Annotated in this window: 22 protein-coding genes; 7 read left to right on the top strand and 15 right to left on the bottom strand. The window is 61.0% G+C overall.

The annotated features are described in order from the left end of the window. Positions 1-10: 10 nt before the first annotated feature. From J4D28_RS22610 to J4D28_RS22595, 4 genes are read right to left on the bottom strand one after another with little or no spacing between them, the layout of a single operon-like run. Positions 11-727: an ABC transporter ATP-binding protein gene (locus J4D28_RS22610; RefSeq protein WP_096374581.1), complete on the bottom strand. Its 717-nt coding sequence runs from the start codon at positions 725-727 to the stop codon at positions 11-13. Further along, on the bottom strand, positions 720-1,493 hold the full coding sequence (locus J4D28_RS22605; RefSeq protein ID WP_038633193.1) for an ABC transporter ATP-binding protein: 774 nt from the start codon (positions 1,491-1,493) through the stop codon (positions 720-722). The genes J4D28_RS22610 and J4D28_RS22605 overlap by 8 nt, the downstream gene beginning before the upstream one ends. Next, a complete protein-coding gene (locus J4D28_RS22600; RefSeq protein WP_103331838.1) occupies positions 1,490-2,593 on the bottom strand; it encodes an ABC transporter permease subunit in 1,104 nt (367 codons plus the stop codon). Before J4D28_RS22600 ends, J4D28_RS22605 begins: the two co-directional genes overlap by 4 nt. Continuing rightward, the gene (locus J4D28_RS22595) at positions 2,590-3,537 is read right to left on the bottom strand and encodes a branched-chain amino acid ABC transporter permease (protein WP_028682714.1); all 948 of its coding nucleotides are present in this window, start codon (positions 3,535-3,537) and stop codon (positions 2,590-2,592) included. The genes J4D28_RS22600 and J4D28_RS22595 overlap by 4 nt, the downstream gene beginning before the upstream one ends. A gap of 207 nt (positions 3,538-3,744) precedes the next feature. On the opposite strand from J4D28_RS22595, the gene J4D28_RS22590 reads away from it, so the two are divergent. Beyond that, the gene (locus J4D28_RS22590; RefSeq protein WP_009049486.1) at positions 3,745-4,644 is read left to right on the top strand and encodes a LysR substrate-binding domain-containing protein; all 900 of its coding nucleotides are present in this window, start codon (positions 3,745-3,747) and stop codon (positions 4,642-4,644) included. Positions 4,645-4,648: 4 nt separating this feature from the next. Here J4D28_RS22590 and J4D28_RS22585 read toward each other — a convergent pair whose 3' ends face one another. The 3 genes from J4D28_RS22585 to J4D28_RS22575 all read right to left on the bottom strand — a co-directional run bounded on the left by J4D28_RS22585 (position 4,649) and on the right by J4D28_RS22575 (position 9,959). Next, positions 4,649-5,974, bottom strand: a complete 1,326-nt coding sequence (locus J4D28_RS22585; protein WP_103331837.1) for an LLM class flavin-dependent oxidoreductase — start codon at positions 5,972-5,974, stop codon at positions 4,649-4,651. A 246-nt stretch (positions 5,975-6,220) separates the two neighbouring features. Further along, the gene (locus J4D28_RS22580; RefSeq protein ID WP_103331836.1) at positions 6,221-7,240 is read right to left on the bottom strand and encodes a fimbrial protein; all 1,020 of its coding nucleotides are present in this window, start codon (positions 7,238-7,240) and stop codon (positions 6,221-6,223) included. Between the two features lie 322 nt (positions 7,241-7,562). Next, on the bottom strand, positions 7,563-9,959 hold the full coding sequence (locus tag J4D28_RS22575; RefSeq protein ID WP_103331835.1) for a TonB-dependent siderophore receptor: 2,397 nt from the start codon (positions 9,957-9,959) through the stop codon (positions 7,563-7,565). 311 nt (positions 9,960-10,270) lie between these two features. On the opposite strand from J4D28_RS22575, the gene J4D28_RS22570 reads away from it, so the two are divergent. Beyond that, a complete protein-coding gene (locus tag J4D28_RS22570) occupies positions 10,271-11,254 on the top strand; it encodes a TerC family protein (protein ID WP_009049490.1) in 984 nt (327 codons plus the stop codon). A gap of 230 nt (positions 11,255-11,484) precedes the next feature. On the opposite strand, the gene estP is transcribed toward J4D28_RS22570, so the two are convergent. Continuing rightward, positions 11,485-13,389, bottom strand: a complete 1,905-nt coding sequence (gene estP / locus J4D28_RS22565) for an esterase EstP (RefSeq protein WP_207246452.1) — start codon at positions 13,387-13,389, stop codon at positions 11,485-11,487. 511 nt (positions 13,390-13,900) lie between these two features. On the opposite strand from estP, the gene J4D28_RS22560 reads away from it, so the two are divergent. After that, entirely contained in the window at positions 13,901-14,572 is a 672-nt protein-coding gene (locus J4D28_RS22560) for a bifunctional 2-polyprenyl-6-hydroxyphenol methylase/3-demethylubiquinol 3-O-methyltransferase UbiG (RefSeq protein ID WP_028682335.1), read from the top strand. A 73-nt stretch (positions 14,573-14,645) separates the two neighbouring features. On the opposite strand, the gene J4D28_RS22555 is transcribed toward J4D28_RS22560, so the two are convergent. Next, positions 14,646-15,146 carry a GNAT family N-acetyltransferase gene (locus tag J4D28_RS22555; protein ID WP_038633215.1) on the bottom strand — a complete coding sequence of 167 codons (501 nt, stop codon included), beginning with the start codon at positions 15,144-15,146 and terminating at the stop codon, positions 14,646-14,648. 329 nt (positions 15,147-15,475) lie between these two features. On the opposite strand from J4D28_RS22555, the gene J4D28_RS22550 reads away from it, so the two are divergent. Continuing rightward, the gene (locus J4D28_RS22550) at positions 15,476-16,240 is read left to right on the top strand and encodes a lipopolysaccharide assembly protein LapB (protein WP_103331930.1); all 765 of its coding nucleotides are present in this window, start codon (positions 15,476-15,478) and stop codon (positions 16,238-16,240) included. 74 nt (positions 16,241-16,314) lie between these two features. Here the strand turns inward: J4D28_RS22550 and J4D28_RS22545 are convergent, their stop codons facing one another. Next, a complete protein-coding gene (locus tag J4D28_RS22545; protein ID WP_103331926.1) occupies positions 16,315-17,217 on the bottom strand; it encodes a LysR family transcriptional regulator in 903 nt (300 codons plus the stop codon). Positions 17,218-17,334: 117 nt separating this feature from the next. On the opposite strand from J4D28_RS22545, the gene J4D28_RS22540 reads away from it, so the two are divergent. The 3 genes from J4D28_RS22540 to J4D28_RS22530 all read left to right on the top strand — a co-directional run bounded on the left by J4D28_RS22540 (position 17,335) and on the right by J4D28_RS22530 (position 19,529). Then, positions 17,335-17,754, top strand: coding sequence for an ester cyclase (locus J4D28_RS22540; RefSeq protein WP_009049496.1), 420 nt, complete (start codon positions 17,335-17,337; stop codon positions 17,752-17,754). 3 nt (positions 17,755-17,757) lie between these two features. Next, positions 17,758-18,810 carry an SDR family oxidoreductase gene (locus J4D28_RS22535; RefSeq protein ID WP_009049497.1) on the top strand — a complete coding sequence of 351 codons (1,053 nt, stop codon included), beginning with the start codon at positions 17,758-17,760 and terminating at the stop codon, positions 18,808-18,810. Between the two features lie 173 nt (positions 18,811-18,983). Continuing rightward, complete coding sequence (locus tag J4D28_RS22530; protein ID WP_177477936.1) at positions 18,984-19,529, top strand: histidine phosphatase family protein; 546 nt, start codon at positions 18,984-18,986, stop codon at positions 19,527-19,529. 105 nt (positions 19,530-19,634) lie between these two features. On the opposite strand, the gene J4D28_RS22525 is transcribed toward J4D28_RS22530, so the two are convergent. The 5 genes from J4D28_RS22525 to J4D28_RS22505 all read right to left on the bottom strand — a co-directional run bounded on the left by J4D28_RS22525 (position 19,635) and on the right by J4D28_RS22505 (position 26,807). After that, entirely contained in the window at positions 19,635-19,922 is a 288-nt protein-coding gene (locus J4D28_RS22525; protein ID WP_103331931.1) for a hypothetical protein, read from the bottom strand. Between the two features lie 491 nt (positions 19,923-20,413). After that, positions 20,414-22,840, bottom strand: coding sequence for a DEAD/DEAH box helicase (locus J4D28_RS22520; protein WP_103331928.1), 2,427 nt, complete (start codon positions 22,838-22,840; stop codon positions 20,414-20,416). Positions 22,841-23,094: 254 nt separating this feature from the next. Further along, on the bottom strand, positions 23,095-25,035 hold the full coding sequence (locus J4D28_RS22515; RefSeq protein WP_103331929.1) for a DUF3732 domain-containing protein: 1,941 nt from the start codon (positions 25,033-25,035) through the stop codon (positions 23,095-23,097). After that, positions 25,032-25,517, bottom strand: coding sequence for a three component ABC system middle component (locus J4D28_RS22510; RefSeq protein ID WP_023628953.1), 486 nt, complete (start codon positions 25,515-25,517; stop codon positions 25,032-25,034). The genes J4D28_RS22515 and J4D28_RS22510 overlap by 4 nt, the downstream gene beginning before the upstream one ends. Positions 25,518-25,520: 3 nt before the next feature. Then, complete coding sequence (locus J4D28_RS22505; RefSeq protein ID WP_256587731.1) at positions 25,521-26,807, bottom strand: ABC-three component system protein; 1,287 nt, start codon at positions 26,805-26,807, stop codon at positions 25,521-25,523. Positions 26,808-26,998: the final 191 nt, after the last annotated feature.

Genomic DNA, 26,998 nt, shown 5'->3' with positions numbered 1-26,998 from the left:
AGAGGTTGATTCATTCCCCGAGGTACGCCGCGCGCACCTCGGGGTCGTCGAGCAGATCGCGCGAGGCGCCGCTCAGGCTGATGCGGCCGGTGTCCATCACGTAGGCGCGGTCGGTGACCTGCAAGGCCAGCCGGGCGTTCTGCTCCACCAGCAACAGGGTCATGCCCTGGCGGCAGACGTCGTCGATGACCTGGAACAGCTTCTCCACCATGATCGGCGCCAGCCCCATGGACGGCTCGTCCAGCACCAGCAGGCGCGGCCGGGACAACAGCGCCCGGGCCAGGGCGAGCATCTGCTGCTCGCCGCCGGAGAGCAGCCCGGCGCACTGCTGCAAGCGTTCTTCCAGGCGTGGAAAGTGCTCGAACAACTGGCCGATCTCGCGGTTGACCTGGGCCCGGTCACGGCGCAGGAAAGCCCCGGCCTGGAGGTTCTCGAGCACCGTCATGCGGGCGAAGATGCCGCGCCCTTCCGGGACCATGGCGATGCCCTGGCGCAGCAGTTCATGGGGCGCCAGGCCGAGCACCGGACGCCCGGCGAAATGGATCTGCCCCCGGGCCGCCGGCAGCAACCCGGTGAGCGCCTTGAGGCTGGAAGTCTTGCCCGCGCCGTTGGCGCCGATCAGGGTCACCCGCTCACCCTCGGCGATCCGCAGGTCCAGGGACTTGACCGCTTCGATGGCGCCGTAGCGCACCTGCAAGCCGTCGATTTTCAACAGTGGCTCAGACATCGGCGCTGGCTCCCAGGTAGGCTTGAATCACTGCCGGATGGCGACGCACCTGCTCTGGCGCGCCCTCGGCGATCACCCGGCCGTAGTCCAGCACGCTGATGCGGTCGCATACCCCCATCACCAGTTTCACGTCGTGCTCGATCAGCAACAGGCTGTGGCCATCGCCGCGGATTTTTTCCAGCAGGCCGCGCAGTTGCACTTTCTCGCTGGCGTTCATCCCCGCCGCCGGCTCGTCGAGGGCCAGCAGCAGCGGTTCGGTCGCCAGGGCGCGGGCGATTTCCAGGCGCCGCTGATGGCCGTAGGACAGGCTGTCGGCACGGTAGTCGGCGAAGCCGGCCAGGCCCACGTATTCCAGCAGGCGACAGGCCTGCTCGCGGGTCCGGGCTTCTTCCTCGCGGGCCCGGCGATGCCGGCTCAAGGCGGCCCAGAGGCCGTTGCGGGTGCGCACATGGCGCCCGACCATGACGTTCTCCAGCGCGCTCATGGCGTTGAACAGGCGGATGTTCTGGAAGGTCCGGGCGATGCCGGCCCGGGCCACCCGGTGCACCGCCGTGGGCCGATAGGCCTGGCCGTCGAGCTGGAAACTTCCGGAGTCGGCGCTGTAGAGGCCGGTCATGACATTGAAGAAGGTGGTCTTGCCGGCGCCATTGGGGCCGATCAAGCCGTAGATTTCCCCGGGCTGGATGCTCAGGCTGACATCGCTCAGCGCGGCGACCCCACCGAAGTGCTTATTCACCCCTGCGATCCGCAACAACGGCTGGTTCATCGCGCACCTCCCGCCGGCGCCGGCCACAGGCCCGCGGGCCGATAGAGCATGGCCAGGATCAGCGCCAGCCCGTAGAACAGCTGGCGGATGATTTCCGGGTCCAGCAGCACCTGGCCGAACAACGCCTGCTGCAACGGGCCCATGCTCGCGCGCAGCGCTTCCGGCAAGGCCGCCAGCAGCACGCAGCCGAGGATCACCCCGGGGACATGGCCCATGCCGCCCAGCACCACCATGGCCAGCACGGCAATCGACTCGTTGAGGGTGAAAGACTCCGGCGACACGAAGCCCTGAAAGGAGGCGAACAGCGCGCCGCTCACACCGCCAAAGGCGGCGCCGATGGCAAACGCCAGCAGCTTCAGGCGCCGGGTATCCAGGCCCATGGCTTGCGCCGCGTCCTCGTCCTCGCGAATCGCCATCCAGGCGCGACCGATGCGCGAACGCTGGAGGCGGATACAGGCGAACAGGATCAGCAGCACCAACGCGGCGAACAGGTAGTAGTACAGGTAGACCGACGGCAGGCGCAGGCCGAACAACTCCTGGCTGCGGCCGAGGTTGATCCCCAGCAGGTGCACCGGGTCGACCTGGGCAATGCCCTTGGGGCCGTTGGTGAGGTTCACCGGCCGGTCGAGGTTGCGCAGCAGGATGCGGATGATCTCGCCGAAGCCCAGGGTGACGATGGCCAGGTAGTCGCCGCGCAGACGCAGGGTCGGCGCGCCCAGCACCAGGCCACAGCCGGCCGCCAGCAGCGCGGCCAGGGGCAGGATCAGCCAGATCGAGGTATGCAAACCTTCCGGCAGGGCCGCCGCCAGGGCCGGGAACTGCGCCAGCAGGTGCGGCGAGGACAGCAGCGCCGCGAGGTAGGCGCCCACCGCGTAGAAGGCGATAAAGCCCATGTCCAGCAGCCCGGCGTAACCGACCACGATGTTCAGCCCCAGGGCCAGCATGATGTAGAGCAGCGCGAAATCCAGGGTCCGCACCCAGGTGTTGCCGCCCGCATGGCCGACCACCCAGGGCGCCAGGACCAGGGCCAGGGTGAACAGCAGCAGGCCGAAGTGGGCGCGGGTGCTGGAAGGTGTTGCCAGTGCGGTCGTGAGTGTCATGCGCGGCTCGCCAGTCGTTCGCCAAGAATCCCCGAAGGACGCAACACCAGCACCGCGATCAGCACGATAAAGGCGAACACATCCTGATAGTTGCTACCGAACACGCCGCCGGTGGCCGTTCCCAGGTAGCCGGTGCCCAGGGCTTCGATCAGCCCCAGCAGCAGGCCGCCGAGCATCGCCCCCTTGAGGTTGCCGATGCCCCCCAGCACCGCGGCAGTGAAGGCTTTGATCCCTGGCAGGAAGCCCATGTAGAAATGCGCGCTGCCGTAGTTGCTGGCCATCATGATGCCGGCGAGCGCGGCCAGGGCGCCGCCGATGGCGAAGGTCAGCACGATGATGCGGTTGGGGTCGATGCCCATCAGGCTCGCGACCTGAGGGTTCTCGGCGACCGCGCGCATGGCCCGGCCAAAGCGGCTGCGCTCCACCAGCACCAGCAGCGCCAGCATCACCGCCAGGGCGATGCCGATGGTGGTCAGGGCGGTGGCATTGGTGACCGCGCCATGCCCGGAAGCGCCGGTCAGCACCTCGATCGGCTCCAGCGGCAGCAATTGCGGGAACATCTGCGGGTTGCGCGTCCACACCAGCATGGCGGCGGTTTGCAGCAGCAGCGACACGCCGATGCCGCTGATCAGCGGGGCCAGGCGCGGCGCATGGCGCAGGCGCCGGTAGGCGACCCGTTCGATCAGCACCGCGAGCAAGGCGCAGCAGGCCATGGCGATCAGGGTAGCCAGCAGCAGGACCAGCACCGCGGGCAATTCGGGCCAGGCGGCCTGCAACAGGCGAATCACCGACAACCCGATCAGGGCGCCAATCATCAACACGTCGCCATGGGCGAAGTTGATGATCCGCAGGATGCCGTAGACCATGGTGTAACCCAGGGCCACGAGCGCGTAGAGACTGCCCGACATCAAGCCATTGAGCAGTTGCTGGATAAAGGCATCCATGAAAACCATCAACCCCATGTACCAAGGGTCGGACCGCACCGCGCGCCGACCGGAAAGCAAGAACGCGGCACACTAGTTATTTATTCTATTTTTATCAAATATCAGAAATTCATATGGTTATGCGAAATAAAAGAAACGCTATAACCGCCACAAATACGGCAGATACGACCCTTTATTTCTCAAATATCTTGGTATTTAATTCAATACATGAATAATTTAGAACAGTTAGCCAATGACCCTCCACTGCGTGCCGTGCGCACCTTCGAAGCCTTCGCCCGCCATGGCGGGGTGAATGCCGCCGCCCGCGAGCTGGACGTTTCCCCCTCCGCGGTCAGCCATCAGTTGCACCTGCTGGAAAGCTTCCTGCAGCAGCCGTTGACCTTGCGCCAGGGCCGCAACCTGATCCTCACCGAGGAAGGCCGCGAGTATTACCGGGCGATCCGCTCGGCCTTCGCCGTGCTGCGCAGCGCCACCGAGCATGTGCGGGAAAAAAGCGCCACGCGCCAGGTCACCATCAGCCTGATCCCGCTGTTCGGCATCAACCTGTTCATTCCGCGCCTGGCGGAGTTTTTGCGGGACCATCCGGAGCTGGACATCAACGTCACTTACGCCAACCACCGCAGCTACCCCAGCGACGCGGCGGACCTGTCGATCCGCTTCGGCACCGGGCACTGGCCGGGGTATCACAGCGAGCCGCTGATTTCCGGGGCGGTCACGCCCTATTGCAGCCGCGCCTTTCTCGAACGGCACGGCCCCATCGACAGCCCCCAGGCCCTGAGCGAACTGCCGCTGCTGCACGACGAGGAACGCGGCACCTGGGGCCAGTGGCTGCAGGCCGCCGAGGTGCGCCACGCCACCGCGCTCAACGGCCTGCTGCTGGAAGACGGCCAGCTGGCCCTGACCGCCACCCTCACCGGCCTCGGCTGCTCATTGCTGCGCGAGCCGCTGGTGGCGCCCCATGTGGCCAGCGGCGAGCTGGTGAAACTGTTCGACCTGGAGGTCGACGACGGACGTCAGTATTACCTGTGCCGCCGCGCCAACAGCGAACTCTCCACCGAAGGCGTCGAGCTGTATGAGTGGATCAAGCGCAGCCTGGTGCGGGGATAAAAGCTCAGGTAAAAAACCGATTCGCCGGCCGCGGCAACCCGAGGTTTTCACGCAAGGTAGCTCCCTCGTATTCGCGGCGGAAAATCCCCCGCCCCTGCAATTCGGGAATGACCTTGGCGACGAAGTCGTCGAGGCCGCCCGGCAGCCAGGAAAACATGATGTTGAATCCGTCGCTGCCGTGGGTCTCCAGCCATTGCTGCATGTCGTCGGCGATGCTCCGCGCGGTGCCGACGAACGACAGGCCGGCGTATCCACCGAGGCGCTGGGCCAGTTGGCGGGCTGTCAGCTGTTCGCGGTCGGCCAGCGCCAATACGCGCTCGCGGGCGCTCTGGCTGGCGTTGGTTTCGGGGATCGGCGGCAGGAACGCGTCCGGATCGAACTTCGTCGCGTCCGTACCCAGGGCGATGGACAGCGAGGCGATCGCGCTCTCGTAGTGCACCAGGCTGTCGAGGTGCGCGCGGATCCGCCGTGCTTCCTCCTGGGTATCGCCGACCACCACAAAGGCCCCGGGCAGGATCTTCAGGTGTTCGGGATCGCGGCCGACGGCGAGCATGCGCCGCTTGATATCGGCATAAAACGAGCGGCCCTCCTCCAGCGTGCCCGGGGCGACAAAAATCACCTCCGCGGTTTCCGCGGCCAGCTGGCGCCCGGGCTCCGACGCGCCGGCCTGCACGATCACCGGCCAGCCCTGCACCGGGCGCGCGATGTGCAGCGGTCCGCGCACGTTCAGGTGGCGACCGGCGTGGTCGAGGCGGTGCAGCTTGTCCGGGTCGAAATACACCCCGCTGTCGGCATCGCGAATGAAGGCGTCGTCCGCCCAGCTGTCCCAGAGCCCGGTGACCACCTCATAGAACTCCCGCGCCCGGGCATAACGCTGGTCATGGGCGAAGGCCTGCTCCAGGCCGAAGTTCAGCGCGGCATCGGGGTTGGCGGTGGTGACGATATTCCAGCCGGCGCGGCCGTTGCTCAGGTGGTCGAGGGAAGCGAAGCGCCGGGCGATATGAAACGGCTCGTCATAGGTGGTCGAAGCCGTCGCCACCAGGCCGATGTGTTCGGTGGCCTGGCTGAGGGCGGACAACAGGGTGAAGGGTTCGAACGAGGTGGCGGTATGGCTGCGTTTCAAGGCGTCGATGGGCATGTTGAGCAAGGCCAGGTGATCGGCCATGAAAAACGCATCGAAGCGCGCCCGCTCCAGGGTCTGGGCGAAACGCTTGAGGTGGGCGAAGTTGAAGTTGGCGTCGCGATAGGCGCCCGGGTAGCGCCAGGCGCCGGTGTGGATACTGACCGGGCGCATGAAGGCACCCAGCTTGAGTTGGCGTTGGGCAGGCATGGAAAGCTCCTTGTGACAGCTCCTGGGTCAGAGGCCCCGCAGCATCGACCGGGCAAACTTGGCCTGTCCAATAATCAAAGGTGCTGGCTTATGCCGTTATGGCGCGGTGCGTTGCGCAGCGCAGAAACAGCCCCGCCGCTGCAAATGCCTGGAGGGCCGCAAACTTGCAACGGCGGGCTCAGGATCGCCCGGCAAGCAATGAATTCAAACTCCGGGCACTGTCGATCTGAAACAGGATTTCATCATTCAAAGATAACTAAAGATAAAAGTCAGCGTGCCATCGGCCTTGCCACCTGAAACCTGACTGCCCGTTTGAATATACCTGGCCGCCAACTTTATCGGGTTGAGACCCGCGACTACCATTCCCATGAACTGGGCTTGCCCCAGCAGCATGGGCGTAAGGTTGCCTGTAGAAGCATTGAGTACCTGGATACCTACCCCCTTCGCCGACTGCGCCGAAGACGATAACTTGATAGTCCCCTGGTAGCCGCTGACCTGATGGGTGTCATCCAGCGTCATGGCGAGTATTGCACTTGAACTGCACAATAGGTCGATCGAAAAGTTTTTTGCTGGCATGAAACTTCCAGGACCATGAAAGCTGGCTGAATCCACTCTTCCCATGTTGACCTGAACGCTATCCTTAGGCAGGTAGCAGGAAGGTACCGTAACCTTGACCGTTGGAAATTGAAATGTATTGAGTTTTTTATCATAAAGCCCGCCAAACATAGAGTCCGGAGCGGTCATCACGACAGTATCCGGAAAGTAAAAACTGCCCGCGGAAATATCCCCCAGCTTGATCCATTCGAACGTATGTTCAAGCGTGTAATATTTGACCCCTCCCTGATAGGGAAAGTTAAAATTGACCGTGGGAGTTTTACTATTAAGAGCGGTATTACTAAATGACTGGCTTCCAGAGGAGCTTGACATAGTCCATTTCAACCCAATCCCGGCATGTTTCGTTTTAAATGCCCCTTTACTTACTGCAATCGACTCGTTGGAAGACGACTTGAAATATAAAGCAGACGACCCGGTTGGGAAGTAACGGTTGTCACACCTCATAATTGTTGTAACCTCTGCAGCACCCAGCACGCTGCCAACTTCAACGTCCTGCCTGGCAACCAGCGAAGTTGAGAAAGGAACGCTAACAGTGGCATCACCTAAAGGAACGCAAACATCCCTTAAAGCGGCGGCTGAGTACTGGGAAAACAAACCGCCCACCACGATCAAAAACACCGGCAACGGTTTAAAACCATAAGCCCTGAACAAGAGACACTCCCTAAAATAATAAAAAACAAAAAAAGCCCGAACAGATACTACGTCTCAGACTTAACAGTCTAAATAAGACTAATCTCAAAGAAATTCTCCACTTTCCATAATTCCCATAAGAGTTTTGCTCAGCAAAATGAAGAAAGATTCTTATGGCAAGCATCTCGCCCAAGAGGAATTGCCCATTAATCTGGAGAACTTTCCTTACCCGATCATCGGACGGGCTGGCCGATGCAGTCATGACGCGCCACGGCCAATCCCCCACGGGGCCCGAAAACCGCCGGGCCCTTTGGACAGCGCCTTGCGCCCTGCCCGCTACGCCCTACCAGCTATAGGCAACCTTGGCGTAGTAGAACGCGCCGCTATAGCCGTAGGGCGAAAAGGTGCTGTACGCCAGGTTGCCGCCGCTGGAGGCGTAGGCGTTGACCTTCTCCGGGTATTTGTCGGTGACGTTGTCGCCGCCCAGGGTGAACAGCCAGTTCTGCAGCTTGTAGTCGACCGCCAGGTCCAGCAGCCAGGCGGCGCTGAAGGTCTGGTCGTTGACCTTGTCCGCCTGGTAGCTGGTGAACTCGCCGTAACGCACCAGATTGCTGTGCAGCGCCCAGTTGCCGTAGTTGAAGTCGTTGGCCAGGCTCAGCTTGTGCTGCGGCGTGGTGTCGCCCAAGAGGCCGATGCGCTCGCGCCGGTCGACCCGCACCAGGTTGACCCCCAGTTGATCGAGGATCGCCGGGTTGGCTTTCACATCGGTGACCTTGGTGTGGTTGTAGTTGTATCCGACCGTACTGTTCCAGCGGATGCCGTTGTCCAGCTGGTAGCGATAGTTGGCCACCAGGTCCACGCCGTCGGTGCTGGTGTCGGTGGCGTTGGTGAAGTAGCGCGCGCTGGTGTAGTTGATGTTGCCGACGCCGTTGGCTTTCAGGTAATCGATCGCGGTGCTGTTGAGCACCAGGTTCGACGACAGCGACACCCGGTCGCGGATATCGATGTGGTACAGGTCGGCGGTGACCGTCAGGTTGTCCAGCGGTTCGAGCACCAGGCCCAGGCTGTAGTTGCGCGATTTTTCCGCCTTGAGATCTTCCGCTCCCAGCAGCCTGGCGACCTGGCTGTTCGCGGCGAAGGTGCCGGATTCCTGAATCGTGTTGCCGATCAGTTGCGACGACGTGAAGGTGAAGTTCTGCTGCGCCAGGGACGGCGCGCGAAAGCCTGTGGAAACACTGCCGCGCAAGGCCACCCGCGGGGTGAAGTCGTAGCGCGCCGAGAGCGAGCCGCTGACGTTGGAACCGAAGTCGCTGTAGTCCTCATGCCGCACCGCCGCCGACACCGCCAGCTTGTCGGTGAAGTGGGTCTCCAGGTCCAGGTACTGGGCGAAGTTGTGGCGCGACGAGCTGCCGGCGTCCGAATCGCGGAAACCGCCCAGCCCGGAACTGCCGGTCTGGTAGTAGGACTCGGGCTGCCCGGCCTCGATCTGATACCCCTGGTGCAAGTACTCGGTACCGAAAGCCACCGACACCGGGTAAGGCAGCCAGCCCAGGCTGAACTCCCGCGACAGGTCCAGGCTCAGTTGCCGCTGGTCGTTGGTCAGGGTGCCGTTGTCGAACGCGTGCGGGGTGTCCAGGCCCAGCGAGGTGTTGATGGTCTTGGTCCGCAGTTCATAGGTGTTCTTGCCGTAGTTGGCCGACAGGTCGTAGTGCCAGTTGTCCAGCAGCTCGCCCCGCAGGCCGAGCACCAGGCTGGTGTCTTCCAGGGTGCCGTTGATCAGCGGCAGGTAACCGTTGGGGTGCAGCACCGGGTTGTTGTTCGAGGCATTGCTGGCGCGATAGAAGGCCGCGGTTTCGCCCCGACGCTTGCTGTAGCCGCCGAAGCCATACAGCTCGGCGGCATCGTTGAAGCTGTAGGCCGAGTTGAACTGCAACTTGCCCTCCTCGGTTTCCGGCTCGCCCTGGCGGAACACATGCTGGCCGTAGGTGGTGGAGCCGACGCTGGCGGGCCGGAAGTCTTTGCCGGCGCGGTCGGTGTAGTCGTTGTTCGCGCCCTCGCCGGACAGGCTGACAAAGCCGTTGTCCCCCAGGGCAAAACCGCTGTTGCCGGCGACCTGGCGCTGAATGCCGTCGCCCTTCTTGTACTGGCCGTATTGGGTCGATATCGAACCGCCGTGGTCGGCGCTCTTCAGGATGATATTGATCACCCCGGCGATTGCGTCCGAGCCATAACGCGCCGAGGCGCCATCGCGCAGCACCTCGATATGGTCGATGGCCGACAGCGGGATCGCGTTCAGGTCCGCCGGCGCCGAGCCGCGCCCCACCGCGCCGCCGAGGTTGACGAAGGCCGAGGTGTGCCGGCGCTTGCCGTTCACCAGCACCAGCACCTGGTCCGGCGACAACCCGCGCAACTGCGCCGGGCGGGTCAGCTCGGCGCCATCCACCAGGCTCGGACGCGGGAAATTGATCGACGGGATCAGCTTGGCCAGCACCGTGGCCAGTTCGCTGGAACCGGAACTGCGCAGGCTCTCGCCGGCAATCACATCGATGGGTGACAGCGACGCGCTGGCGGTGCGTTCCTGGGCCCGGGTGCCGGTGACGATCACCGTATCCAGCCGGGCCGCTGTGTCGCTGTCTTCCGTGGCCTGCGCGGCCCCTGCGCCGCCACTCCAGAGCACGGCGCCCAGCACATTGGCCGAGACGATCGCCGTGGACAGAAGGTGTTTTGTGTAGCTCCCCATACCGCTCTCCTTGACGCCAAAACCAGGGCGAACAACGCCTGGCATGCAGACGAGCGATCCGTGCGGCGGACGGTGGCGATCATCGATTCTGTTTTAAGAATGGATCCAGTTGACCGGCCATATAATCTAAAGCGCTATCAGATAAATATTTAAATACCGTTATCGAATAAACCAGGGCATAAGCCGAACGCATCCGCGACACTTCGTAAATAACGAACCATGGCCCAGGAATAATCGATTTTTCTTCATGGCAAGCTCCCCGCTAGCATGACCTGTCGGCTCCAGAACAAAGCCCTGACCGGGAGAACGGCATGCAGTCCCTGCACATCGGCGAACCCTGGATGTGGTTCGCCTTCATCGCCTTCGTGCTTGCCATGCTGGCCTTGGACCTGTTTGTCCTCGGCGGGCGCAAGGCGCACCGCGTATCGGTGCGCGAGGCATCGTCCTGGGTGATTGCCTGGTCCACGCTGGCGATGGTCTTCGCGGGATTGCTCTGGTGGTACCTGGAAGCCGAGTTCGGGCCTGAGATCGCACGACACAAGACCCTGGAATTCCTTACCGGCTATCTGATCGAACAGTCGCTGTCGATCGACAACATGTTCATCTTCGTGATGATTTTCGGCTACTTTGCCGTGCCGCCGGAGTTGCAGCGCCGGGTGTTGCTGTACGGGGTGCTCGGGGCAATCGTGATGCGCGGGGCGATGATTTTCGCCGGCGTGTGGCTGGTGTCGCAGTTCGCGTGGCTGCTGTATGCGTTCGGTGTGTTCCTGATCATCACCGGGATCAAGATGCTGCTCTTCGCCCACCAGCAGCCCGACCTCGCCAGGAACCCCTTGTTACGCTGGGTACAAGGCCATCTGCGCATCACCAAAAGGTTTCATGACGAACACTTCTTTGTGCTGCAAAACGGCCAGCGCTGGGCCACGCCGATGTTCCTGGTGCTGGTGCTGATCGAGGCCAGCGACCTGATGTTCGCGGTCGACAGCATCCCGGCGATTTTCGCCATCACCACCGACCCGTTCATTGTGTTCACCTCGAACATCTTCGCGATCATGGGCCTGCGCGCCCTGTACTTCCTGCTGGCCGACATGGCCGACCGCTTCCACCTGCTCAAGTACGGCCTGGCGATCGTGCTGGTGTTCATCGGCACCAAGATGACGCTGATGCCGTGGCTGCACATGCCGGTGGAATGGTCGCTGGCCGTGGTCGGTGGAATCATCCTGGCTTCGGTGCTGCTGAGCCTGATCAAAAGTCGCAACAAAGCGTCTGACGAGGACCGGATGCGAACGCCGTAGCAACTGTGTTCCTCACGTGACTTGCGCCGAATCTACCCTGCTACGCAGCCCAGGCCTGTCGATGGGTGGCAGCGAAGCGCTGGCAAGGCATAAGGCCGATCTGCGACAAGTGCTGCCGTACCCGGACCCGAGACAGCTGATGACCTGATTCGCGTCCGGTCGGGCCTGATGACGCGAGACAGCGGCTACAGGTGGAAACCTCGTAGCCGCTGCCGAGACTGCGGGGGATTTTAGAAGTCGAGACTGACCCCGACGTTGATGCCTTGCTGGGTGAAGTCATCGTCCTTGCGGACGTTGTAGCTGGCACGCAGGGCCAGGTCCTGGGTGAGTTTGTGGCTGACCCCGAGGTTCAGGCGATTCAGGTTGGTCTGCGGGGTATAGCCTTCGAGGGTGTAGTTGTTGTCCGGCAGGCTGTTGAGGGCCATGGTCAGCTTCTGGGTGTCGTCCTCGTATTCCTTTTCGTGGGCGATTTCGCCGAACACCTGGGTTTGCTGGGTGATCTGATACTTGCCCTGCAGGCCGATGCCCAAGCGCCGTGAGGTGCGTTTCTGCTCATCGAAGGTCAGTGCAGTGGAGTCGCTGCCGTCTTCGGAGTAACCGTCGACCTTGGCTCGCGCGTAGTCGGCACTGATGAACGGCGACAGGTGCCACGGGCTGCTGGCCTGCTGCGCGATGTCGTAGCCCAGGCGAGCGCTGAAGGCCAGGATATCGCCGCTGGTGTCGCCTTTTTCCCCGCGCTCGTTGGCGCCCAGGTCGAATTTGCGCTTGAGGTTGTCGTAGTCCAGGTGTCCGGCGGTAGCCGCCGCGTCGGCCCACCAGCGGTTTTGCTGGTACTGGACGAAGGCGGTGCCCAGGTAGGTGTTGAGTTTGTAGTCCGAATCGTTGCTGCCCGCTTCGAGCTTCTGCCGATAGGCGCCGGCCAGCACGCCCACTCGCCAGGCCTCGTCGAGCCGGTAGCTGCCGCCGATGTTCAGGTTGAAGCCATTGCCGTCGGCACTGGCGCCGCTGCGCTGGCTGTCGAAGTCCTGATGCTGGCCACCCGCGGCGACAATCGCCCGCCATTGACCGACGCCCTGCCAGTTTTCCCAATCGGCCTGCCATTGGTTGCGCAGCTCATCCTGATGCGCGCGCAGCGTGCCCTGGGCCATTTCCGGGAGCAGGGTTATTTCCCAGGGCGCTGCCAGCAGGGAGTACGCGTAATCGGCGATCAGCCGCTGGCCGGCTTCGGTGGGGTGGACCCCGTCGTTGTAGATCAGCTTGCTCGGGTCCGGTGTGGCGCTGTGAAGGCCGTAGCGGGCGTTTTCCGTGCAGCTTCTGCCGCTGAAGCAGGTAGCGATAAGGTTCTGGTCGGTGGCCAGGCCGAACTGTGCCGGATTGGCGAAGGTTTCCTTCAAGAGCACGGGAATATTGAGGGGAATGACTTGCGCATCGACTGTCCGCAATTGCCGCACCAGCTCGCTGTTGAACTGGGCGCTGAGCTGGGAAGTGAACCCTTGCAGCGGACTGCCGTTGATTGCCGGGGTCAGGCCGATATCCGGCAGCAGCCAGACCATGATGTAACGGGCGCCGGCCTGTTGCAGGGCTTGCACGCTGTCGACCAGGCGACCAGCCGCGGCGTTGGCCTGGTCGAGGCTGGTGACGCGGCCCTGGAGGAAATCGTTGCCGCCGCCCGTCAGGTAGTACAGGGCGTTCGGGTCGGCGCGCAAATGGTTGGCCACCAGATAACCCGGGCGACTACGCTCGCCGGCGATCGAGGTGGTGGTAATCGAATCGAGAATCTGGTCGGTGCGATAACGGCCGACCGCCCAGTTGTTGCCGTCTGGCAGGCCTTCGCTGGCGCGGGTGGCCGAGGTCGAGGCGGCGAGCTGGTCCTCGGAGAACCCCAGTTTGGCGCCGAGCAATTGCGTTGCGTTGGCGGAATAGACTTCACCGCTGCCATCCAGGTAGATAGGCCCTGTGCGGTTGGTAGCCCGCAGGGTGGCTCCCGCGGGGCCGCCGGGGTCGGCGAATTGCCCGGCATCGCTGAGGCTGTCGCCGAAGACGATGAAGTTGGAATAGGGAGAGGCAATCGCTTGAGCGCAGGCCAACGATAAAAGCGTACTGGCGAGTGGTACGAACAACGTCTTTTTGATCATGAACAAGTCCATTCTATATGTTGTTGTAAAGAACGAGTCGGCATTACCAAAGACTTTCGCGAGGGGTTGTCACAGCCCATTGCCGGGCCTTTTGCATAGCATTTTTTTCGGTTGAATGACGATAGCGGCTCAAGGGCACGACTCGGCGATAGCGAGCCTTGTACCGTCCGCTCGGTTCCCCCTCGAAAACCTTGCCGACTCGAGCTGCCACAATGCCCGATCCCGATCTCGCGAAACATGCGGGGATGGAGATTCAGATTGTTCTGAAGGGCCCCTAGACGGTAGTCGAACCCGCCGACGAATGACGACGAATAAGCGCGCCCTCTGAATTTTCTTGTCGCACACCAGCAGGCGCTGCGGCTCGCCCTTGGCCTTGGGGGCAACCAGGACGAAGGTGGCAGCCGACTCTGGCTCGGCCTGCGTCGCGGGCGCGAACGGGCACTGGCAGGGTCCCGGCAGGAACTGCTTTTGCCCTATGCTTGGCATCCACCTCCCGACTGAGGACACCGAGATGCCCACCTCCGAGACTGCCCTTCTGCACAGCTGGCAGCACAACGCCCAGGCCTGGATCGAGGCCATCCGTGGCGGCGCCATCGAAAGCCGCGTCGAGGTCACCGACCAGGCGATCCTGCTGGCGGTGCTGGGCCGTCAGCCCGAACGTGTGCTCGACCTGGGTTGCGGCGAAGGCTGGCTGTTGCGGGCCCTGGCTCAACGGGGCATCGAGGCGGTCGGGGTGGATGGCGATGCAACCCTGGTCGAGGCCGCGCGCGCCGCAGGCTCGGCAACGGTGCATGTGGCCAGCTATGAAGCGCTGGTGGAAGCGCAGGTGGACATCGGCCGCGACTACGAGCTGATCTGCGCCAACTTCGCCCTGCTGCACCAGGACATCATCCCGCTGCTGGCCGCCATGCACGCCCTGCTCGCCCCCGGCGGCGCGCTGGCGATCCAGACCCTGCATCCGTGGAGCGCGGCGGCCGGCGACTATCAGGACGGCTGGCGCGAAGAGACCTTCGCCGGCTTCAAGGGCCAGTGGCAGCCCATGCCGTGGTACTTCCGCACCCTGTCCAGCTGGCTGAATGCCCTGGACATGGCCGGCTTCCAGCTGGCCAGCCTGCAGGAACCGCAGCACCCGCAAAGCCCGGTGCCGCAGTCGTTGCTGCTGGTGGCCGAGCGGCGTGGGTAAGAGGTTGGCGCGGCGTAGCGGTTGCAGGCCAACAGTCAGAGCCGCGAGTGCGGTAAACGGCTAGACCCCTTATCTAGATCGGGAGAACAAATCGGCGCTCGTCTCCCGCCTTGCCGTCTTCTGCGGATGGCTCAAGCAAGAACCCGCAGCGCTCCACCACCTTGGTCGAGCCGAGATTGTCCTTGTAGACATAAGCCACCAGTTGCGTCAGGTGCCAGCGCGTCCGCGCTTGCTGGATCAGATGCCGCAGCGCCTGTGTCGCAAGCCCCTGGCCGCAAGCGCTTTGGGCAATCCGATAGCCGACTTCGGCGGAGCCCTGCGCACTATCGATGTTTTTCAGGTTGGCGCGGCCGATGATGGTTCCGCTGCAATCCTCGATCACCAAGGGGTGCCAGGTGCCAGCCGCGAAACCGGCCAGGTAGCCTTCAATATGCTCGGCGACGCCCTGCACCGAATAAAAAGCAGGGGCGCGCGCCTTGATATGGGATTCGAACCACTCACGGTTCCGGGTTTCGAAGGCCAGCAGCGCTTGCGTATCCGTACTGCGTAGCTCGCGCACTTTGAACGACTGCATACACACCTCTCCTTTTTTTCATGGGTAACTGCACGGACTTGCCCACCTGTCCGCATTCGGCCCGACTCGCCATACATCCTACTTGAGCCATTTTTTGCGTAACCACGCAGGACTCCGCCCTGCTCCAGGCCGAGTCATCTGTAGCACTGATTCGGCTACTCGTCGGCTATCGCCACTGGGGCCGTTCCTGCGGGAACTTCAGGTGACTGGCCAGGTCGATAGCAGCCCCTTCATCGGTCATGACGGGACAGTGAACACACCCCGGCCGAACAGCGCTGAAGGCCTGTTTTACGAGCGTGCCGTCGATGATCAACCGAGTCTGCCCCCTGATGCCAACCAAGCGTTTTCTGCCGGGTCTGATCCTGGCGCTCTGCGCAGTCACGTCGCATTGTCCGGTTGCGGCCGAGCGCAAAGCCTCTCAGCAAAGTAACACCGCATCAACAACCCTGATTGAATCCGCCTCGCAGCAGTATGCAGATGGCCAGTTGGACCAGGCCGCCGCCACGCTGGAGCGTGCCCTGCATATCCAGCCGAACAATCCCGCGACCCTGCACTACCTCGGCGTGTTGCGTCTTCAGCAGGGGCAGTATCAGCAGGCTGAAGCGCTGGCGACGCGCTCCAACATGCGGGTCGGTCGCAACCTCGCGTTACGCAATCGCAACCTCCAATTGATCCAGGCGGCGCAGAAGGCCCAGACGTCGAATAACCCACCCAACACCGATGAGCGTCTGGTTGCCGTACGGGAGGGCCTGGAGGAAGAGGTTAAAAGGCGCCGTGCAGCAGAAACTGTCGCCGCCGAGCAGCCCACGCCGGACACTGAACGCCGCCCTGAAACCTTCACCCGCGAGGCGGCGGAGAGCGCCGCGAACTGGCCAACGGATGACAGGCCAAGCCCCGAAGGGCAACTGCGAATGACGTCCGCCGAGCCAGCCTCCACCTACGACGAGATTGAGATTCCCCGTGGCCATCGGCCGCCTCCGGGTAAATGTCGAATCTGGTTTCCCGATCGCCCGCCGGGGCATCAGCCCAAGCCCGGCAAATGCAAGAAACTGCGCGATCGGGTTCCGCCCGGAGCCTACCTGGTGCGGGGTTGAGTGTCCGAGCACGCTTCTGGGCGCTCTCTGCCGATCATGCATAACACACAGGAAAACCGGGGGCGCTTCACACCTCAGCCCTCGCCTCCCAAGGCGTCAGCTTCAACCTTCTCCAGCGCCAGGGCTTCGAGCAGCACCTGCTCCAGCATGGCAAAAAAACATTTGATGTGAGCCTGCTTCAAGGCCTGTGGCCGGGTCACCAGATAGACCTCCATATCGGGAAGCTGGAGCTCCGGGAACAGCTCGATCAGGTCCTGCGCCAGCACACGCGGCAGCACGGCTACCCCCAGGCCTCGCTTCACCGCGTCCAGCTGCAGGGCGAACGAGTTCACGCTGATCTGCGCGCGCTCCAGCCCTGCGGCCTTGGCCACCCGCACTTGCGGCAACATGTCCAGCGGCGGCAGCAGGCCGATATTGACTGCCGTGGCCGGCGTCACCTGTGGAAAGCGCCGCAGATACCCCGCATCGGCGAAGACCCCGTAGGCGAGCCGGCCTATGGGTCGGTAAATCAGCGACGGCTCGCCCAGGTGCGCGGTACGCACTGCAATGTCGGCCACGCCACGGACGATCTTGTGAAAGTCGGCGGCCACCAGCAACTCCACCGTGCAACGCGGGTGAAGCGCGGTGAAGCGACTCGCCGCCTCCAGCACGCACGACGCAAAGCCCTCCCCCGCACTGACCAGGACACTGCCCGACAGCTCGGTATCCAGCGCGGACAGGCCAGCAACGGTTTGCCGCCTCAAACCCGCTTCCGCCGCCAGGGCCACTTCCACCAGGGACTGGCCCCGCGAGGTCAACCAGCACCCCTCGACGCCGCGCTCGACGAGCGGCTCGCCCAGGGCGCTCTCAAGCTGGGTCAACCGGCGGGACACGGTAGACGCGGCGATCCCCAGCATCTGGCCCGCCTGCAAAAAACTGCCACGCCGCGAGACCGCCAACAGCAGGCGAAGATCGTCCCAATTCGCTTCCGACACCATGCTTCATCGCCTCCCTGATTTGCAGATTTGCAAAGCCATTATGCAGGAGTCGCTGTTTTTCGAGAGGGGGTCTCGACGGTATATCTACAAGCCCTGGAAACGAATGGAATGGACTGTATGCCGATTGGCCCCAACGACTATGCGCAACACGCCGCCAATGCCTTCAATCGCCGTGATGTGGAGGCGATGCTGGCGCTGGTGAGCGAAGACTTCACCTACCTCGATGGCGCGGGGATACAAGTGGGTCGCGAAGCCATGCGCCAACGAGAAATCGCGCTGTTCGAGGCCTTCCCCGATGCCCACGTGATCCTCAGCCCGTTCGCCGTCGGCGTCGATCGCCTGGCGCTGACGGCCATGCTCAGCGGCACCTTCGCCGCGCCCCTGGTGCTGCCGGGCCGGGTGATTCCAGCCCATGGACGCTTTATTGCCGTGTACTACGCCGCGCACTTCACCTTCAAGGACGGCTTGGCCATCCATGAAGAGGTGTTCTTCGACAGTACGGTGTTACTGCCATCAGCCGAACCGAGCGAGGGTTGAGCCATGCGTCATGCATTCGTGACTGGCGCCACCGGTCTGCTGGGCAACAACCTGGTGCGGGAATTGGTCGCGCGAGGCTGCGCGGTCAAGGCCCTGGTGCGCTCGAGGGCCAAGGGTGAACAGCAGTTCAAGAACCTGCCCGGCGTGGAGCTGGTCGTCGGCGACATGGGCGATGTCGAGGCCTTCGCCGCGGCCCTGCAAGGCTGCGATACGCTGTTTCACACCGCAGCGTTCTTTCGCGACAACTACCAGGGCGGCAGCCACTGGCAGGAACTCGAAAAGATCAATGTCATCGGTACCCAGGAGCTGATCGCCCAGGCCTACCACGCCGGTATCCGCCGCTTCATCCATACCTCCTCGATTGCCGTGCTCGACGGCGCGCCGGGAACCTCCATCGATGAAACCTGCCTGCGCGCCGACGCCAACGCCGATGACTACTACCGCAGCAAGATCCTCGCCGACCGAGCCATCCTGGCGTTCCTCGAGACCCATCCCGAGATGCAGGCCTGCATGGTCCTGCCGGGCTGGATGTGGGGCCCCGGCGACCTCGGCCCGACCTCCTCGGGGCAGTTGGTCAACGATGTCCTGCGCGGCAAGTTGCCCGGGCTGATCCCCGGCAGCTTTTCCGTCGTCGATGCCCGCGATGTGGCCCTGGCGCAGATTGCCGCGGCCAGGCACGGGCGCAGCGGTGAACGCTATCTGGCGGCGGGCCGGCATATGACCATGGCCGAGCTGGTGCCTGTGCTCGGGCGTATCGCCGGGGTCAAGACACCTACGCGCTACGTGCCGCTCCCCCTGCTCTACACCCTGGCGGCCGTGCAGGAGCTCTACGCGCGCCTGACCGGCAAACCCATCCTGCTGAGCATGGCCACCCTGCGCCTGCTGGTACGGGAGAAGGACCGCACCCGCTTCAACCACCGCAAGAGCGAAGAAGAACTGGGCCTGACCTTCCGGGCACTGGAGCTGACGATCACCGACACCGTGGCGTGGTACCGCGACCGCAACTGGTTTAAAACCCAGCGCGCAAGACACACCCGCGTCATGGCTGAAGACTGACTTTTGCAGATGGCGTGACCGTCGAGCCTGCAAAGCCGCTGGTCTCGCCTCGCATTGCTGTGGTTTCGTGCTGGCATCAGAGCGATGTCTCGAGCGCCCGAAACCGCACTTCGCGTACCCTCTCCATAATCGCCTCAAGGACGTAAAAGACTGTGAACAGGGAAATCATCCTGATGCGCCACGGCCAGCCAAAGCTGGCCGCCACCGACAAACTGTCCGCGCTCGACATGAAAGGATGGATCGAACAATACAACCGCTGCGAAATCACCCAACAACCCGTTCCGGAGGCCAGCCTGCAACTCGCCGCAACCGCCAGGGTGATTGTCTCAAGCAACGCACCGCGGGCGCTGACCTCTGTCCAGGCGCTTGGCCTGAAACCCGCCCTGGTCGACGCGCTTTTCGCTGAAGCGCAACTGCCTTACGGACGCTGGAAACGACCACGGCTGTCGCCGTTTACCTGGGCATTTATCCTTCGGGTCCTGTGGTTGTGCGGTTACTCACCCAGCGTCGAATCCGCCGCCACTGCAAAGACCCGCGCCAACACCGCCGCGCAACGCCTTCAGGCCCTCGCCAGCGACGGACCGGTTCTGCTGCTCGGCCATGGCTTCATGAATCGACTGATCGCCAGACAACTGGAAGCAGAGGGATGGACTCGCCAAGCACCTAATGGCGGCAGTCGCTATTGGAGTGCGACGGTGTATCGATATGGTGGGGTTTAAGTGGTGGCCGTTGAGCGACAGAGCTGGCGTCCGTGATCCCGTGCCGCGTTCACCGTCAGCCAGCGGAGCACACGACGCGCAGCATTCCGGGCGCCCAATCAATGGTTATTTTTTTCCGCAGGTTTCCACATCGTCCTGACGGGTCAAGGCAGTGTCGATACCCAGCCGATAGCGGCAGTAATCGATGATCCAGCGCCGCTCCTGCTCGGTGAGACGCTCGACTCTCCTGATCTCGCCATCGTTGGCGTGCAGGTTGTAGAACTTCATCTGAACCGTCGGGTGCTGCTTTATGAAGACAATCGTCTCGATATCGCCATCCTCGAGCGCCTGGTAATAGCCGACATAGAACACCGCTAGTAGCGTCAAGGCGGTTGCGATCAACAGCGTTTTCATAAGCGCGGCATCGTTGGTAGCCGTTGGGTCTTCATCCTGATGTTCCTGGCCTTTTTCGAGACGGGCGATATAAGCACAAGATTGTGTGGTCAGGTACATCTCCTCTCGGGCGACTCGCGACCTCCTCGACAGAGGCCAGGAGCAGCTGGTCCAGCATCCCAACAGCGGCTGCGAATGGCTAATGGAAAACGGCTACCGCATCCTGGACGAGGAAGTGGCGCAGGAAAAACGCTTCAATTACGAAATCAACGTCGCCGATGCGCCGGGCCGATGATCTACAGCGCCGAGGAACTGTACAGCGTGGTTGATGGAGTGGCTGGCTGGATGCGAGGCGGGATGGGGGAGTTTGCTAACCGTCGCGATAGGCTGGAATCGGCCAAAAGCAGCCTGCCAAGAACGCCTGCCATCGAACAGGAAGCGCGGACCTGCACGACTGACGCAGCCTGCGCCCGCCGTACACTGATGTCAGAAGTGCTTTGCCTGGATATCTACTACCCCTCCACGAAAGGCACCAGATAGTTGACCAACCTATCTGCCCGTATTGGCGAGTGCTCGATTGAATGCTGACACTGCCCTTCAAGCTCGATGTCAGTTAATTGAGACTCACATAGCTCTCTCAGCAATACCCGGGATTCGGCAACCAGTTGATTCAACCGATCAAGCGTGAGCGCATAGCTCTCGTGCGCTGATGCTGCAGCGGTTGCCTTGTTAGTGGGGTGCACAATCACACGGTGACTTGAGTAGCCGGGGTAGTTTTGAACAAACCACTGTTCTGCGACCAGAAGCTGACCATGCTCCTCCTTGGTCAACGGATTTTTGTCCTGTTTGCGACTTTTTGCTTCCAGGATCAGAGCAGCCTTGTTGGGTAAAAGCCAGAGAACATCAGGCCCTTCCCCGCCGACATCATGGCGCTCTGTAGTAAGCCCTATCAAGCTACCAAGGTCTGCAAGCGCCTGCTCGAACTGATTGGCAGAAGCGTTGCCGTGTAACTTGGACACCACCTCCTCGAAGCGTTGAAGCAGGCCACGTCTGATCCGGTATCCACGGAGCTGAGCGGCAATCGCTGCGCCTTGTGCACCGGGAGACGGCAGGGGGCGGTAGGGAGGAGAGGTGCGCGGGCGTAAAAGGTTACGGTTAGCGGAAAATGCCGATCGTTGAAGCTCGTCACTGCGCTCGGCTTGTCCCCAGTTATCCGCGATACGGCCTGCCAATTGGTACAGCCAACCGCGCGTCTGGTCATCCACCGCGTCCTGAGAGCCTGCTACCTGATCCAGGCGCGCGATCGCCTTGTCATAAAAGCCATCGGCCCACAGGTTGAAGGCCTTGCGTTCTGTTGAGGCCGTATTGAACCGCTTCGGATCTGGCGCCTCTGGCCCCACGTTCTCCGCGAGGGTAGCAGCATGGTACTCAATCCAACCGATGTCCCGATTGATGCTGAGCGCGATTGTATTGGTCAAGTCGTTGACGTCACTGACTTCCTTGCTGACTGTCGACCCCATTTCGAGCTGTGCCCGAGTCGCGCTCGTGAGCAGCCTGAAGTTCGCGTCCTTGGCAATCCAGCCGGCTAAATCCGAGCCAAGAAGCAGCACTACGCAATGGTCACCCGCCCCACGTGCTCCGCGTCCGATCCCCTGCTCTATGCGCTGAGCGAGCATGCGACTGATGGTAGCTCCACCGTAGAGGGTCGCAGCACGTAAAAGCTCATAATCAGACGTGCCGGAGGGAAGCCCTTCCATCACCAGGACTCTGCAAGAGTCACCTGGTAGATCGATTCCATCGTAACGGTTGGCAAATACGAACGGCCCATTGGTTCTACGCGATTGCAACGCCTCGATCGCATTCTCCACCTGGTCTGAGCCTTCGGCGAACTGCGCAGTGTCAGTCCATGCCTGCGCGGCATAGTTGGCATGCACCAACGCAACAGCCCCCAGGTTCATCCCAGCCACTTGCTTAAGAGTTGACTTGGCGACCTGTTGCGGGTCGAAATCGAACGGCATCAGGCTAGGGATCAGGATCATCCGCTCACTGATCCCCGCGAGAGACCTAGAGGTTAAAGCGTTGTTCACAAGCTGAGGATCGGCGTCGAATGTGCGGACAATTTCGCTATCGTCAGCGATGGTTGCCGACATATAGATACGCCGAGGGGCATCAGCAAATGTGGGGAAATTGTTGACCTGGGGCAGAACGCTCGTAATGGTGAAGGCTTTGCTACTGATCAGCGCATGGCATAGATGCAGATTGTCTCGCAGCAATGGCCAAGCAAAGGGAACGTTCACACCGTCGCCTCGCAACATTCCCCTTACGGTATCCAACTGCTCATTCCAGGCCCAATAAGGCACTTCCACGACGCCGTTATTCAGCCCTGAAACGGTATCGTCAAAGGTGCCTAGTCGATCGATGTCTCGAAAAGCAGTGCGGAACAAGGTGCACAGCGCCTTGTACGTTTCGTTGTCATCCTTAGAGGAAACCTCAAGGGTGAACGACTCGCGCACCACAGAGAATGCTACGTGGGCGTCGTCGAGGATGATTGCACCCACTCTGATGGGCATTTTTTGCCCACGAACCCCAAACTTGCTATGGCCGTTGAACAAGGCTTTGTACGAGGCGACCATGACAGCCTTGCCGTTCACAAAGTCGTCGTGCAGGGGCTGACCTCGGGTGTATGGGACAGCGAGAATCCCCAGCGATTTCGCTTTCTCCAAGGTCTGTTTGACTAACTGCGTGGTCGGAGCCAGATACAGAACGGGCTCTTTGAGGTCATTCAGGGTCGACTGAGCAATCAGCAGACCAACCAGAGTCTTCCCGCCCCCAGTGTGGAGTTTGACCACCGTGTCACGCTCATCCTTTCGCTCGAACCATGCCACCAGCACCTCAGCTTGACTGGTGTACAGATCATTGATGCCCTGAGGCTTGGGCATGCGCCTGAAGATTTCCAGGGGATCTATCGGTGCAGGTCGCTGAGACTGCGATCTGAGTTTGTTGAAGTCCACCATCCTTGTTTACCTCGCAGTCGTCGTTGAGCTTCAGTCGCTCATGATCATTGGGTTGAATCTCATCATTAGCGATTACTTGTTCTGCTCTGCCATGCTGGAAACCCGCGATCCAGCCACGGGACTATTCCCAGCATGGGCTACCAAAGCGCTCGCCGTATGACGGGCGCAGTTGCTGCCTGTCAAATAGTGTCTGGCCGCCTAGGCCAATTTCGAGGAATCAGAGCATCCTCTGACTTCTTGTTCCATCGCATACGAGTGGCCTTGACGTACCGGGGGTCGTCACCGAAGAACGCGTGCTCAATCAGCAACACCTGTAGACCCTTTTGAGCAGCTGTCTCATCAAAAAGGAAGTCGAGGTGCCGGCGCATGGCTGATACTTCTTCGTTCTCCTCGATGGTCGACTCGTCTTCCCCACGTTGCGGGTAATAGGGCCGACTGATCTGGTCAAACGCGAGAAAGGCAGGTACCGGGGCGTTGATCTCTCCCAGGTACTTCTGCATCGCGAAAGACAGGGCAACGTGAATAGCCAGATAGTTTTCGTCCGACCCGGCGTCATGCAGCCGCAACACAGCCCTGGAGCCTTGCTCGATGATCGCGACATCTGGTGGTCTGGAGGAAAACTGAAGGTCTGCCCCGATACAGGGGGCCACCGTAGGCAACTGGCCGAACGCCTCCGACAGGTATTCGGACACTTTGCGCTCGGCAAACCGCAGCAGTTTTTCCTTGGCTTCGGTGTCGATTTGCCCTTCCAAGCTCTGGATTTGGTCTTTCAGGACACCCAGGTCTGACCCAGGCTGCGGCGTGGTCGGATTCATCTCCAGAAATTGTGAAACCTTGCCCTGCAGGTTCGCATGGTACTCGGCCAAGGTGTTCAGCTGCTTGGCCTCCTCACTCTGCCGAATCCAAGTCTTGATGCGCTCATCAACCTCACTCAGTTGGCGGTTCAGGCGATCAATTTCCATGCCCAACGAGTCTTGGTGCTCGATCAGTCGAGGACGCACGTTCTCAACCGCGACACTCTCCGACCGAATGACGGCCATGGAGTGGCGGATAGCCTCGGAAATTGCAGCACCACGCTCAGTCGGACTGTCACACACCGGGCACGTGTCTGCTGCCGGCTTGAGATGCTCCGCAATTTTCAACTTTTCATATTGGCGTCGTACCGTTCCCTCAAACCCCACCATGTCCTGTAGGGCTGAGCTGGTCGCACGTGATTGCCTTTTCGTTTTTTCGAGGGTGCTCAGCAAACTACGACGAGTGTCGTACAACTTGCCGAGTTCACTCTCATTCGGGTTCGAACCGGTTCTGCTGGCAGAGCGCTGAACACGTTTGAGGACGCCCTCCAATTCTTTTTCGGAGGACTCCTGGGAGGGCGTGTCGCACAGGCCACTTCGGCTTGCATCATGCAGCAAACGCAAGGCGTGTTTTTTGTAGTCGCTGCCGGCTGCCTGGCGAACCCGTTGCTGCCGCTCCTCTCGCTCAAGCTGCTTGCGAAGGTCACGCAGACGCCGTTCCTGGAGCACCGAGTCTTCGCTCACAACACGAAGGAAGTAGGGCATCGTTTCGACGATGGCCGGGGCTTCATCAGCCTGATCTAGCCCATGCAGCAGAGCAGTTTCGTTATAGATGACATCCTTGGGCACGAACATGTAAGCCGTCGCGTGACGTACCGTGGGACGCCATTTACGGGCGGTTTTGTCATCGGAAGCATCGGGCACACCAGCAATCCCAAAGGCGCGCCCGATGAAGCCTTTTGCTGCCTCAAGTGTCGTTAAGCCTTGAAGCTGCTCGACATGGCTTGGGATTGGCAGATTCCGCCCGTTGCTCACATACATTTTAGTGCTGGTGGCCTGCCCCACAGGCGGGACTATCCGCGCAGTAATCATCTGCGCATCTCCGAGCACCCATTTCACCCCCACCGCGAGACTATGTCGTTTCACGTGCGCTGCCAGCTCGCACTTGCTGGAGCCAAGGCAGTAATCGATGGCCTTGATCAGGGTCGATTTACCCGTACCGGATGCACCGGTGAAGATGTTCACTTCTCCCAATTTCAGCGGAAGGTCGCGTACCCGACCACCTTCGCCGATGAAAAAAATGTTTGAGATATTCCAGCGGCTCATAGCTCCAGCCCCATCATGTCGAATACTGTCCGTGTAGTACCCGCCGAGGCAAACCAGTAACCCAAGCGGTGAATTTTCTTGAAGATTTGTTGAGTGTCCTCACTCAATTGCGCGGTGAGATGTCTAGGCATTGAGGACGCCCCTTGGATTACATCGCCTTCGGGGTTGAGCGCTAACAACTGGCTGAAGCAGGCGAATTGGATTGCTTCGGTCACAATCTCCAATGAGCCGTTAATCCTGTCCGCGAGCCGGATCTGAATGACTGGGCTACGGTGCAGCCACTCCAACAGGCCTGTGCTTCGGTTGGTACGATCAAAGGTCGAAGCCAGGTCACCCGAGAGTGCTATCGGCAGAGCCGCGTAGCACAACGTGATGTCAGGAGCGCTGGTTCCAAACGACAAGTACCCTGTTACGAAATGGGTCAGTAATGCGGCGCAATATGCCGGGTTGGTTTCGGCATAGATATCGTGTGTGATGACCATTCCCTATTCCTTCAGAAGCTTCAGGTACTGGGCGTGCCACCCCACCTTCAGATCGATGGCCAATAGCTGATAGGTTCCTCGCACATAGTAGTGACCGCTCCAGCTTGATGAGATCGGCTCGACTTCTTTAGGCGCCGAATCGTGAGTCCAGCGCAAGACATCCAGCCCCATGGATGCGATCTCTTCGGAGCTGCACGCTTCGCAATCTTCGACCATCCGGGTGTGAATATCCGACCAGGACTCCTGGAGCTTGGCGTCGTACGAGGCGATCTTTGAGCGCAGCTGAGGCTTTTCGAGAATCCATTTTGCTCGCTGGTTTACCGCCCGCCATTGCTCGCGAACGGCTTTGCTGATGTCCGAGGGCTTGCCGCCGACCAAAGCGATCTGACGGTAAAGCATGCTGTCAGCCTCATAGTCGTCCGGATGGTTCACCATATCGAAGTCAGCGGTCAGCTTATCCTCGTCCAACTGCGGGATAATCGAAGAGAGGGTGTGCTCCACTTCACTGCGGTAAATGACCCGATCGCGTTTACCACACAACGTGTAGACCACTTGCAGATCCCACCATGCAAGGAGGCTCTCAGCCGCGCGTAGACGGTGCTCTTTGGGCAATAAATGCATGTGTCGGGATAAGTCAGCAGGAATCTCACTGACCGTGACTTCATCAGGCTTTATAAAGATTCGTTTGAACAGACTGGATCTGATGGTCGGGTCAAGCGCGAGGAAGGCCTCACAGCCTTTGGCACGAGCAGCATGGCGAAGACTGACGTTGTTTGCTCTGTCGTCAGCGCGCTCTGCGACAACTCTCTCCGCCTCCTCAAGCATTGCCTTGAGTAAGGGCTCTCGATCAGTTTCCTTGTCGCACAGTGCCATCAACGGAGAGCCGTCGGGGACTGGGCCCACTGCGACGAGGTGGAACCTCGTATCAGCGAGCGACACTAGCGGAATGGCGTCGATCCATACCTTGATGGTCTTCCATAGCGCCACACATGCGAGGGTGACTGGAGGCGGGTTTTCCTGGATGGAGTGCTTGAGCTGGTACAGCAAGGACTGTCCATTGGCCTTGATTTCAATGTCATCAAGCCGCTCAATGGCCACAGCAGCATCATCTGTTCTCAGCCGTACCAACATCAGTAGCGCATACTGGCTCTGATAGTAAAACCCTAGCGCAGCCGCCGATGCGTCATGAACAGTGTTCGAATCTGCCCCATCCATTCTCGACCACAAGCCTCCCTGGTACTGTATGCGATCCAATAAAAAATCACAGAATGATACCAGAGTGCCATCCATCAAGCTTGCTTCAGGTGGCTAAGCACTGCCTCAAACTACGCTAAAGCCCAAATCAGCAACCAGTGAACCGCCCCCGGCTTTGTAGGCGCCCCCAAATCTCAAAATAGAACCTTGGAGAATGTCCGCTTTTGGCCGATTGCAGCCCTTCACGAATGACTGCTTTTGGGGTGTTCGCAGTCTCTCATTAGGAA

Origin of the sequence: Pseudomonas sp. GW531-T4 (assembly GCF_017349615.1) — a bacterium.
Lineage (GTDB): Bacteria > Pseudomonadota > Gammaproteobacteria > Pseudomonadales > Pseudomonadaceae > Aquipseudomonas > Aquipseudomonas chlororaphis_I.
The sequence above is the reverse complement of the archived record's forward strand: the minus strand, read 5'-3'. Positions and strand labels throughout refer to the sequence as shown.